At 65.3% G+C, this 11,235-nt stretch carries 12 protein-coding genes; 5 read left to right on the plus strand and 7 right to left on the minus strand.

The window, feature by feature from the left end:
• From ABZF37_RS11585 to ABZF37_RS11605, 5 genes are all read left to right on the plus strand, one after another.
• Positions 1 to 894: acyl-CoA dehydrogenase family protein (locus ABZF37_RS11585; protein ID WP_372720064.1), on the plus strand; the 894-nt coding region annotated here is incomplete at its 5' end.
• A complete protein-coding gene (locus ABZF37_RS11590; protein ID WP_372720066.1) occupies positions 891 to 1,973 on the plus strand; it encodes an acyl-CoA dehydrogenase family protein in 1,083 nt (360 codons plus the stop codon). The genes ABZF37_RS11585 and ABZF37_RS11590, both read left to right, overlap by 4 nt.
• Before the next feature lie 93 nt (positions 1,974 to 2,066).
• Positions 2,067 to 3,674: a long-chain fatty acid--CoA ligase gene (locus ABZF37_RS11595; protein WP_372720068.1), complete on the plus strand. Its 1,608-nt coding sequence runs from the start codon at positions 2,067 to 2,069 to the stop codon at positions 3,672 to 3,674.
• A gap of 40 nt (positions 3,675 to 3,714) precedes the next feature.
• Positions 3,715 to 4,548, plus strand: a complete 834-nt coding sequence (locus ABZF37_RS11600; RefSeq protein WP_372720070.1) for an N-acyl homoserine lactonase family protein — start codon at positions 3,715 to 3,717, stop codon at positions 4,546 to 4,548.
• 51 nt (positions 4,549 to 4,599) lie between these two features.
• The gene (locus ABZF37_RS11605) at positions 4,600 to 5,790 is read left to right on the plus strand and encodes an LLM class flavin-dependent oxidoreductase (protein WP_372720072.1); all 1,191 of its coding nucleotides are present in this window, start codon (positions 4,600 to 4,602) and stop codon (positions 5,788 to 5,790) included.
• Positions 5,791 to 5,897: 107 nt separating this feature from the next.
• Here the strand turns inward: ABZF37_RS11605 and ABZF37_RS11610 are convergent, their stop codons facing one another.
• From ABZF37_RS11610 to ABZF37_RS11640, 7 genes are all read right to left on the minus strand, one after another.
• The gene (locus ABZF37_RS11610) at positions 5,898 to 6,470 is read right to left on the minus strand and encodes an exonuclease (RefSeq protein ID WP_372720074.1); all 573 of its coding nucleotides are present in this window, start codon (positions 6,468 to 6,470) and stop codon (positions 5,898 to 5,900) included.
• 7 nt (positions 6,471 to 6,477) lie between these two features.
• On the minus strand, positions 6,478 to 6,882 hold the full coding sequence (gene msrB, locus ABZF37_RS11615; RefSeq protein ID WP_372720076.1) for a peptide-methionine (R)-S-oxide reductase MsrB: 405 nt from the start codon (positions 6,880 to 6,882) through the stop codon (positions 6,478 to 6,480).
• A gap of 130 nt (positions 6,883 to 7,012) precedes the next feature.
• Complete coding sequence (gene thiO / locus ABZF37_RS11620) at positions 7,013 to 8,104, minus strand: glycine oxidase ThiO (protein ID WP_372720078.1); 1,092 nt, start codon at positions 8,102 to 8,104, stop codon at positions 7,013 to 7,015.
• 1 nt (position 8,105) lies between these two features.
• Complete coding sequence (locus ABZF37_RS11625; RefSeq protein ID WP_372720080.1) at positions 8,106 to 8,375, minus strand: oxidative damage protection protein; 270 nt, start codon at positions 8,373 to 8,375, stop codon at positions 8,106 to 8,108.
• Between the two features lie 23 nt (positions 8,376 to 8,398).
• Complete coding sequence (mutY, locus tag ABZF37_RS11630) at positions 8,399 to 9,463, minus strand: A/G-specific adenine glycosylase (RefSeq protein ID WP_372720082.1); 1,065 nt, start codon at positions 9,461 to 9,463, stop codon at positions 8,399 to 8,401.
• Position 9,464: 1 nt separating this feature from the next.
• On the minus strand, positions 9,465 to 10,193 hold the full coding sequence (gene hda / locus ABZF37_RS11635; RefSeq protein ID WP_372720084.1) for a DnaA regulatory inactivator Hda: 729 nt from the start codon (positions 10,191 to 10,193) through the stop codon (positions 9,465 to 9,467).
• A partial coding sequence (locus ABZF37_RS11640) for an AI-2E family transporter (protein WP_372720086.1) occupies positions 10,187 to 11,235 on the minus strand: 1,049 nt, incomplete at its 5' end. The genes hda and ABZF37_RS11640, both read right to left, overlap by 7 nt.

An 11,235-nucleotide genomic window follows, 5' to 3' on the forward strand; every position in this document is an offset into this window, starting at 1 on the left:
GCCGCCGGGGCACCGGTTGCGGCGCATTGGGTGGGCGACCGCCAGACCGGTCCGTCCCTGTTGCGCTATGGCACCGAGGAACAAAAGCAATTTTTCATGCCCAAGCTGGTCAGCGGCGAGGTGTTTTTCGCCATCGGCATGAGCGAACCGGGCAGCGGCTCGGACCTCGCGTCCGTGCGCACCCGGGCCGACCGTGTTGACGGCGGCTGGGCCATTACCGGCACCAAGCTGTGGACCTCCAACGCGCACCGTGCCCAGTGGTTCTTCGTGCTGTGCCGCAGCGCGCCGCTGGGCGAGGACCGCCACGCCGGGCTGTCGCAGTTCATCATTGACCTGAAGGCCCCCGGCATAAGCATCCGCCCGGTGCCGATCCTGACCGGCGCCCACCACTTCAACGAGGTGGTGATGGACCAGGTTTTCGTGCCCGATACGCGGGTGCTCGGTCAGATCGGGGAGGGCTGGAAGCAGGTCACCTCGGAGCTGGCCTACGAACGTTCCGGGCCGGAGCGGTTCATGTCCACCTTCCCGCTGCTGCAGGAGCTGCTGCGTGTCATGGGTGAGACGCCCGACGAGCGCACGGCAATCGCCATTGGCGAGTTGACCGCCGAGCTGTGGACACTGCGGCGCATGTCGGTGTCGGTCGCGGCGGCCTTGCAGCGCGGCGAGGCGCCCGACGTGGCGGCGGCGCTGGTCAAGGACATCGGCACGCGCTTCGAGAGTGAAGTATTCGAGCGCCTGCGTCTGCTGCTGGACTGCGCGCCTTCGCTGACGGCACAGCGCCGCATCGACGTACTCCTGGCCGAAGCCACCCTGCACTCCCCCGGCTTCACGCTGCGGGGCGGAACCAACGAAATTCTGCGCGGCGTCGTGGCGCGCGCCCTGGGGCTAAGATGAGCGATGACACAAGACAGATGCTGCTGGATACCCTGGAACGGGTGCTGGCTGATCATTGCACCGCCGAGCGGGTCCAGGCGGTCGACGCCGTCGGTTTCGACCCAGACCTGTGGCAGGTGCTTGAAGAGCTTGGCTTTACCGTCGCCGCGGTGAGCGAAGCCTCCGGCGGCAGTGCACTGGGCATGGCCGACTTGTGTGCACTGCTGCGCCTGTGTGGCCGCCATTGCGCGCCGGTGCCGTTGGCCGAGAGTGCCGTACTCGCCGCCTGGCTGCTGGCCGGCGCCGGCCAGGCGGTGCCCAGCGGAGTGCTTGCCTTCGCCAGTGCCAACAGCCGCGACCTCGAAATAACTCAGCAGAACAACGGCCTTCGCCTGCATGGCGTTCTGCCGCGAGTGGCAGCGGCCCGTCACGCAGCCAGTGTCCTGGTGCTGCTGGAGCGGGACGGACAAACACAGGTGACTCAGCTTGGTCCGCAGGATTACCGCCTGGAACCAGGGGACAATCTGGCCGGTGAGGCGCGCGACGACTTGCATATCGACACCATTATCGCCACCGACCGAATGTACCGTGCTCCCGCCGGAATCACTGCCGCTTCGATCCACGAGCGGGCCGCGCTGGCGCGCGCAGCGCTGATGAGCGGCGCGCTCGAACGGACCCTGCAACAGTCGCTGGATTACGCCCGTGAGCGCAAACAGTTCGGCCGCGCGCTGGCGGCCTTCCAGGCTATTCAGCAGCAACTTGCCATCCTGGCCGGGGAAGTAGCCGCGGCCTGCGCGGCGGTGGACCACGCGGCCCTGGTGGCGGACTTTGGCGTCGCAACCGATGAAATCGCGGTAGCCAAGATCCGGGCTGGTAAAGCAGCCGGCCTGGCCTGTCGTATCGCCCACCAGGTGCACGGTGCCATGGGCTTCACCCAGGAATACTCGCTACAGCACGCAACCCGCCGCCTGTGGGCCTGGCGCGACGAAAACGGCAGCGAGGCGGCCTGGGCCAGACAGTTCGGACGACGGCTGGCCAGCGCCGGTGCCGACGCGCTGTGGCCGCTCACTACGGCGAGCGGCACAGCCGTGGCAGACTGACCGACAGCTGGCTCGCTACGGCCGACCGGCTTCAGGAACCAACAAACCTACAGCAGACCCGCGCCCCGAGCTGGGCACCGAGGAGGACGCACGGTGGAACTGAACATTCGCTTACTGCTGCAACGGGCGGCGCAGTATTTCCCGGACAACGAGATCGTCACGCGGCTGCCCGACGGCGGTTTGCACCGTTACACCTACCGCGACCTGAACGAGCGCGCGCATCGCCTGGCAAGCCGCCTGGCCTCCCTGGGCGTGCGGCCGGGCGACAAGGTCGCCACCTTTGCCTGGAATACCTACCGGCATTTCGAGTTGTACTTTGCCCTGCCTTGCGCCGGCACCGTGCTGCACACCGTCAACCTGCGTCTGGCGGACGAACACGTGGCGTACATCCTCAACCACAGCGCGGATACGGCGATCTTCGTGGATCCCGACCTGCTGCCAACGCTGGAGCGTATCGCCGATCAGCTGAAAACGATCAAGGCCTTCGTGGTGCTGGCGGACCAGGCACCGCCTACCAGCCTGCCGAATGTGATCGCCTACGAGGATCTGATTCGCGCCGGGGATCCCGATTTCCCATTCAACGAACTGCCGGAGCGTACGCCGGCCGGCATGTGCTACACCTCCGCCACCACCGGCATGCCCAAGGGCGTGCTGTACAGCCACCGCGATATTTACCTGCACACCATTACCGAGTGCTTGGGCGATGTGCTGGACATCCGGGAGCGCGACACCATTTTGCCGGTGGTGCCGATGTTCCACGCCAATGCCTGGGGACTGCCATTTGCCGCCGCCTGCATGGGTAGCAAGATGGTGCTGCCGGGCGAGCGCCCGCATGCGCCGGCCATTCTTGACCTGATACAGAGCGAGCGAGTCACGTTTGCCGCTGCCGCGGTGAGTATCGGCATCGACATGATCACCGAGCTGAAACGCATCCCACGCGATCTGTCCACCGTGCGCGGCCTCATGCTCGGCGGTTCAGCCACCCCAGCAGCTGTGATGGAGTTTTACCTCAAGGAGTTCGACTTCCCCATCTACACCGCCTGGGGCTCTACCGAGATGACCCCGCTGGCGACCTGCGTGCATATCCGCCGCGAGGATCTGGACAAACCACCGCAGGCGCACATCCCCACCCGCATCCGCCAGGGCATTCCCTGCCCCGGCACGGAACTCAAAGTACTGGACGACGCCGGCAACCCCGTGCCATGGGACGACCAGGCAGTCGGCGAGATATACGTGCGTACGCCGTGGAGCACCACCGAGTACTACCACGACGACCGCAGCCGCGACGGCTTTGTCGACGGGTTCTGGAAAAGCGGCGATATGTCGGCGGTCGACGCCAACGGCGTGCTGCGCCTGGTGGACAGGGCCAAGGACCTGATCAAGAGTGGCGGCGAGTGGATCTCGTCGGTGGACCTCGAGAACGCGCTTATGTCCCACCCGCAGGTGCGCGAGGCGGCCGTGGTGGCAGCGCCGGATGCCAAATGGCTGGAGCGGCCCTGCGCCTACGTAGTCGCACAGGATGGCAGCCCACCCACCGCGACCGAGTTGCGCGCCTGGCTGGAACCGCGGTTTGCCAAGTGGTGGCTGCCGGACCACTACCTGGTGGTCGATGCCATCCCCAAGACCGGCGTTGGCAAGATCAACAAGCGCGCCCTGCGCGAGCGGGTCGAACAAGACCTTCTCCAGGCCGGCGCGGCCTGACCCAGAATCCCATCAGCGACAATACGACCGAGGAGTAATCATGCGCGGCATCAAGATTCGCCCCCTGCACCATGGCAACATGCACGCCGACCTGGAGCTGCTGGTCACCGGCCACCCGGACTTGATGCTCACCAAGACCAGCCACGTCAAAAACAAGGTGTGGTGCGAAGTGCCGTCGTTTACCTTCCTGATCGACCATCCGGACGGGCGCATCCTGTTCGACGCCAGCATCCACCGCCACTGGGAAGACCAGTGGCTGCCCGGCTACAAGGAACTGGCGCCGTACGACGACTACACCGAAGAACAGCTGTTGGAGAACACGCTCAAGCGCAACCAGCTGGGGCCGGAGGACATCGACTACGTGTTCCTGAGCCACCTGCACGTGGACCATGCCGGCAACGCCAAGCTGTGGAACAACACTCCCTCCACCAGGATGCTGGTGCATCAGGACGAGTACGCAGCAGCGGCCAACATGCCCCACGACGAGCATTTCTTCCTGCGCTGCGACTACGATGTGCCGGGCTTGAGGTTCACCACCCTGTCAGGCGACACGGAGATCCTCAAGGACGTGCACGCGATCTCCGCGCCCGGCCACACCGCCGGCACCATGGCGCTGATGGTGCACCTGGAGCACGCCGGCACGGTTATCCTGACCTCGGATGCCTGTTACATGAAAGACAGCTACGACCATGAAACCGGATCGATCATTTCGAACGACCTGGTGCGCTGGAAGCACTCGCTGCACAAGCTGAAGATGCTGGCCCGCGCCCACCACGCGTGTGTGATGCCCGGTCACGATCACAAGCTGTGCCACGAAGGCGAAACGCCGCTGCGGGCAGAGGAGAAGCTGCGCATCGGCGGCAGTTACGACTGAAGTTTTTAACGCACAGGGGCACCGCCCCATCACCATAGCGAGGACGCATTCGTGAAGTTCATTCTGTTTTACCTGCCGTCGGTCGGCACCATCGCCCAGACCCGCAAGGGCATGGCCGGCATCAACTCGCAGAACTATCAGAACATGTTGTGGCAGGTCAGCGAGCAGATCAAATTCGCCGACCGGGCCGGCTTCTGGGGCGCTGCCTTCACCGAGCACCATTTCCATATCGAAGGCATCGAACAATCCAACAACCCGATCCTGCTGGACCTGTACTTCGGCATGCAAACCACGCGCATTCGCCTGGGTCAGATGGCGAACGTGCTGCCGTTCCATAACCCGCTGCGCCTGGCCGAAGACCTGGCCATGCTGGACCAGATGCTGCAAGGGCGAACCTTCATCGGCTTTGCGCGCGGCTACCAGAAGCGCTGGGCCGACGTGCTGGGCCAGACCTACGGCGTGGGCGGCACCATGTCCGACAAGTCCGAGGTCGACAAGAAGAACCGCAACCTGTTCATGGAGCACTACGAGATCATCAAGAAGGCGTGGACCACCGACGTGTTCAACCACCGTTCCGAGCACTGGACCATCCCGCCGGATAACCTGAAGTTCGGCCACAAAGTGGTCGACCAGTTCGGCAAGGGCCAGAACGCGGACGGCATCATCACCGAGATTGGCATCGCCCCGAAGACGTTCCAGAAACCGCACCCGCCCATCTTTCAGCCGTTCTCATTTAGCGAGGACACGTTCCGCTTTTGTGCTCGCGAGGCCATCGCGCCGTTTGCGCTGTCCACCTGCGATGAGACCCTGCACGACCTGTTCACCATCTACCGCGAGGAAGCCGCCAAAGCCGGGCACAACTTCGCGCATGGCCAGAACATCGGCATTTTCCGCGACGCGCTGGTACTGGACGACGCGGCCGAGGCACACCGCTACGCCGCCACCGCCAATGGCTTTGTGTGGCCGGAGTGGTTTGCACCGATCGGCTTCAACGAAGCCTTCCGCAAGAAAGGCCAGACCGGTAAGATCGGCCCGGAGTGCGACTACAACTACCTGAACGAGAACGGCTTCGAGTTCGTCGGCAACCCGGATCAGGTCAACCGGCAAATCGAGAACATGGTGAAGCTGCATAACCCGGAATACTTCCTCATGTGGCAGTACCCAGGCCCGATCCCGCACCACATCCAGATGCGCAATCTGGAGCTGTGGGCCACGGAAATCCTGCCGAACTGGCAGGACTGACCCGCTCGCCAGCCGGGCAGTCGGCCAGCCACAAAATGCCGGGCACCTCGCCCGGCATTTTTTTTCGTCCACGAAACCACTCTTTAACAATGGCGTGCGTTAACCGCTCACGTCCCTGTTGCCTCTCGGCGCCGACTGGCTGCCAACAGATTCATGAACAAGGCACCCTGTTCCAGCGCGTCATCAAGTGCGACATGAGTATGCGGCAGGGTAGGGTCAAACCACTCGCGCGGCATGTGATGTTTGGTGGTTTGGCGAAACTCGCGACCCAGCACCGCCATGGCGAAACTGCTGATATCGATGGCCGAGAATCCGAACGGGTTGTCCCTGGCAAAGCGGACCAGATACCAGCCGACAAACATGAAATCGAACGTCACCGGATAACCGACGAATACCGGCCGGCCCGGCAGCGCCCGCAGCCAGGCGGCGTACTCGGGCATCGCCTGAGCCGGTGCGCGCAAATCGCGGCGACACGCTTCCCAGGCGAGCGGTTGCTGTGCCCAGAACTGCGCGGTACTCGGGTCCATCCCGGCCCCAGGCAAGGTTTCGAAGTTTGCACTCCAGGTGCCAAGCAGGCGGCCATCCGACAGATAGGCCGCCGAACCCAGGCTCAGCATGGAGTTCTCACCGGGCATGAAGCCATCGGTTTCGATGTCCGTACTGACGTAAATTTCCGCCATGGCGGCGTTACTCGTCGCCGCGGGGCTCCAGGCTCAGCGACAGGGAGTTGATGCAGTACCGCAGCCCGGTCGGCTGCGGCCCGTCGGGAAATACGTGGCCAAGATGCGAGCCGCAGTGGGCACAGAGCACCTCCACCCGATGCATGCCGTGGGCGTGGTCCTCCTCGGTCGCCACCGCGTCAGGATTCGCCGGATCCCAGAAACTCGGCCAGCCACTGCCCGAGTCGAACTTGGTCGCCGAATCGAACAATGCCTCGCCGCAGCCGGCACACAGATATGTGCCAGGGGTCTTGTCGTTCCAGTAAGCGCCGGTGAAGGCCCGCTCAGTGCCTTTCTGACGGCACACCTGATATTGCTCCGGACTCAGGCGCGCGCGCCAGTCTGCGTCGGTTTTCGGGATTTCCTTGCTCACGCTATGACCTCGGTGAATATGGGGTTGGCAGGTATAGACCATTGAACCAGATCGTGGTCGCGGCTGAAATCAGGTGCTCCGGCACAACAGGGACGGCTTGCGCGTTCGTTGGCTCATTTGCTGAGCCAAATCAAACGACGGCTGGCCGATCCAGACAATAGGCAGCACCATCGACCGGTGACTGCCGGGCGGTGATCAGCGCACTGACAAGCGCCGCCGAGGCCGGCGCCAGGGTCAAACCACTGCGGTAGTGGCCAGCGCTCACGTAGACGTTTTCGATCTGCGGGTGGCGGCCGATGTAGGGCGTGCCATCCGGGCTGCCCGGGCGCAGGCCCGCCCAGTGCGCAACCTGCGGCGTCCCAGCCAGCGCCGGCACCAGCCGGGCGGCGGCTGCGCGCAGCGTGACGGCGGCGCCGGGCGAAGGCGTCTTGTCGAAGCCGGAATGCTCGACCGTGCTGCCAACCAGCAGCAAACCGTCGCGACGCGGCACGAGGTAGTGATCTTCTGCCAGAACTACGTGGCGGATCAGCCCGGGCTCTGTTTGCAGCGCAAGGATCTGCCCGCGCACCGGCTGGATTGGCAGGTCCAGGCCACAGGCACGCAGCAGTTCGCCGCTCCAGGCGCCGGCCGCGACCAGCAGCACATCGACCGACCGGCGACCGTGGCGGGTGTCGAGCGCCACGATTCGGTCGTTGCGTTGCACGAAGCCGAGTACCTCATGCTGCTCTTCGAAGACCACCCCGGCCTTTTGTAAAGCTATGCGCAGAGCGCGCATCAGGCGCGGGTTGCGGACTTGCGCGACCTGCGGCAGCAGCAGGCCACTGGCGTGCGGTGCCAGAGCGGGTTCGGCGCGGCGCATCGCGGCGGCGGCGAGTTCTTCCAGCGGCACCTCCCAGCGGCTGGCCCAGGCCCGGGCCACGTGAGCATCCGGGCATTCCGGCAGCAACAAGCCGCTGACATGCAATTGCGGGTCGATGCCGGATTCGGCAGCCAGGGTGGCGGCCAGGTCCGGATACGCCCGCTGACTCCACAGGCTCAGCGGCTGCACGGCATCCGGCTGGCGCCAGGGGTGTAACGGCGACAGGATGCCACTGCCGGCCCAGGACGACTCGCGGCCGATCTGACCACGGTCGAGCACGCTCACGTCCAGGCCCGCCGCGCGCAATTCGCGCGCCGCCAGCAGGCCGATGACACCGCCACCGACGACGGTTACGTGGGCCACGTCAATCGGCGGGCGGCACGTAGCCTTCAGGCTTGCTGGCACCGTCGCCAAACAGGAATTTCTCCATCTCCTGCTCCAGGAAGCGGCGCGCCTCGGGGTCGATCAGGGACAGGCGATTTTCGTTGATGAGCATGGTCTGGTGTGCCTGCCAGGTCTGCCAGGCCTCGCGGGACACCTGCTCAAAAATGCGCGCCCCCAGCGGTCCGGGATAGGGCTGGCGATCCAGGCCCTCGGCTTCGCGGCCGAGGATCACGCAGTTAACGGTACGCATGGGATTCTCCAGGAGGTCAGATGTCAGACTGCCAGCAGACGCCGGACCGGCGCCGCCAGGCCAAGACGCGGGGGCTTGATCGGGTTATACCAAAGGCGCTCCGGGGCGTCCAAAACAGCGCTGGCCTGGGTGACCGGGCATTCGAGCGGCGTGATGTGCAGCCGAAAATGGCTGAACGTGTGGACAAAATCCTCCCCGGCCCGCACCGCGCCGGGCAGCAGGCCGTACTGCCGCTGGCACCAGTCGACCAGGGCGTCCTGATCGCCCTCATATTGCGGCAGCGACCACAGACCGCCCCAGACGCCGGCCGGCGGGCGGCGTTCCAGCAGTACGCTACCGTCTTCGCGGCGCAGCAGTAGCAGGCAGGCCCGGCGCTGCGGCAACTGGCGCTTCGGACGCGATTGCGGGAAGTCAGCTACCGACCCGGCAGCTCGCGCCAGGCAGTCGGTGCTGACCGGACAGTCAGCGCACCGGGGCCGGGCACGGGTACAGACGAGCGCCCCCAGGTCCATGATTGCCTGCGTGTAGTCGGCCGCCTGGGTGCTCGGCGTCAGCGCATCGGCGATCTGCCACAGCTGTTTTTGAACAGCCGTCTCGCCCGGCCAGCCGGGCACCGCCCGGTGGCGGCACAGCACGCGCTTGACGTTGCCGTCCAGAATCGGCTGCCGCTGTCCGTAGGCCTGCGCCAGGATAGCGCCGGCGGTGGAGCGGCCAATGCCGGGCAGGGCCGACAATGCGTCCAGATCAGCCGGCAGTTGACCGCCGTGTTGGTGGCAAACCTGCTGCGCCGCCCGGTGCAGATTCCTCGCCCGGGCGTAGTAGCCAAGGCCAGTCCACAGATGCAACACCTCGTCCAGCGGCGCCGCGGCCAGGCCGGGCAGGTCCGCGAAGCGCGCCGTGAAGCGCTCGAAGTACGGAATCACCGTCGCCACCTGGGTCTGTTGCAGCATGATTTCGGACAGCCACACCCGGTACGGCGTTCGCGGACGCTGCCAGGGCAGATCGTGGCGACCGGCCAGGCGGTGCCAGGCGAGCAGGCGTACTGCGAATGCAGGCGCGGCTGGCACCGCCGGGGAGTCGGGCGCCACCTCAGGCGCCGTCGGCTGGCTGATCGGTGGCTTCCAGCAGCTCGCGCGCGAACGGCAGGGTCACGCGCCGCTGCGCCGCCAGGGCCGCGCGGTCGAGCATATCCAGCTGCTGCAACAGGCGATGCAGGTCACGACTGTGATGGCGCAGCAGATAATCAGCCACCGGTTCGCCCAGGTTCAAGCCCTGGCCCTCGGCGCGGCGCAGCAACACTACCCGCTTGTCGCTATCGCCGAGCGCTTCCAGACGGCAACTTACCCCCCAGCCGAGGCGGCTTTTCAGTTCCGGCCGGCACAGGCCAAGCCCGGTCGGCGTGGCACTACCGGTGACGATGATGCGCCCGCGGCTGCTGCGCAGACGGTCGTACAAATGAAACACGGCCAGTTCAACTGCTTCGTTACCGGCAACCGTATCCAGGTCATCCACACATACCAGGTCAAACTGCTCGAAGGCCTTTACCGCCTCAGCGCCGTCTGCTCCGAGCTCCCGCAAGGGCAGGTATGCGGCGCGCAGGCCATGGGTGCCCGCGCTAGACAAGGTCGCCGCCAGCAAATGTGTCTTGCCGCACGCGGGCGGGCCCCACAGGTAAAGCGGCGTGCGTTCGCGACCGCTCGCCAGGGCCTGCGCCAGTTGCCGCGCGCGCGCGGCGGCGGTTCCGGATGAGGCCACAAAGCTGTCGAAAGTCTGGTCAGTGCGCAGTTGCAGCGCCAGCGGTTGCTGAGCGGTCAGCATGGCGGCGGCTGCTCGTACCATTCGCTGTCGCGATAACCGGCCAGCGCGTGGCGCAGCAGCACCACCAGCACGGCGCTGACCGGCAGTGCCAACAGCACACCAAAGAAACCGAACAACTGGCCACCGGCCATGACCGCGAAGATCACCGCCACCGGGTGCAGACCAAGTCGGTCGCCGATCAGCAGCGGTGTCAGTAGCAGGCTTTCCAGCAGTTGCCCGACGGCGAACACGCCGCCGATGGCCAGTATATGCGGCCAGTCATGGAACTGAATCAGTCCGGCAACCAGCGCCAGAGTAATGCCGATGACCCCACCCAGATACGGTACGAAGGTCACCATGCCGGCGACAAAACCGATCAGCAGCGCCTGATCCAGGCCGACCAGGGTCAGCGCCAGGGCGTAAAAAGTTCCCTGGCTCGCCATCACCAGCAACTGGCCGTGCAGGAAACCGCCGAGGACGCGGTCGGCCTCCCCGGCGAACTGGCCCACGGCGGGCTGCCAGCGACGCGGCAACAACTCGTCAATTTGCCGTACCAGCAATGGCCAATCGCGCAGCAGGTAGAAAGTCACCACGGGCACCAACACCAGATTGACCAGGATGCCGATCAGACCAAAGCCGGAGCTGACCAGTTGCCCAAGACCCTGCGCAGCGTAAGAACCAGCCTGCGCCCAGTGACCCTGCATCCAGGTCCGCACGGCAGCCAGGGACAACGTGTCGGTCGGTAGATCAAGGCGTAGCTGCAGCCACGGCAGCGCCGTTTGCTCCAACCAGTCGATAAAACGCGGCAACTGTTGCAGCAGATTGACCAGCTGATGCTGCAACGCGGGAATGGCAAACAGCAGCACCAGCAACGCCAGCAGGCTGAGTCCGAAGAACACCAGTGCAGTGGCCCAGGAACGCGGCATCAGGCGTTGCAGGCGGCCGACCAGCGGGTCGGCGATATAGGCCAGCAGCGCCGCGCCGAAAAACGGCGTCAGCACTGGCCCCAGCAAGTACACCAGCACGATGGCGGCAACAACGCCGGTGCCGAGCAACAGCCGGC

The sequence above is a fragment of the Immundisolibacter sp. genome (assembly GCF_041601295.1).
Lineage (GTDB): Bacteria > Pseudomonadota > Gammaproteobacteria > Immundisolibacterales > Immundisolibacteraceae > Immundisolibacter.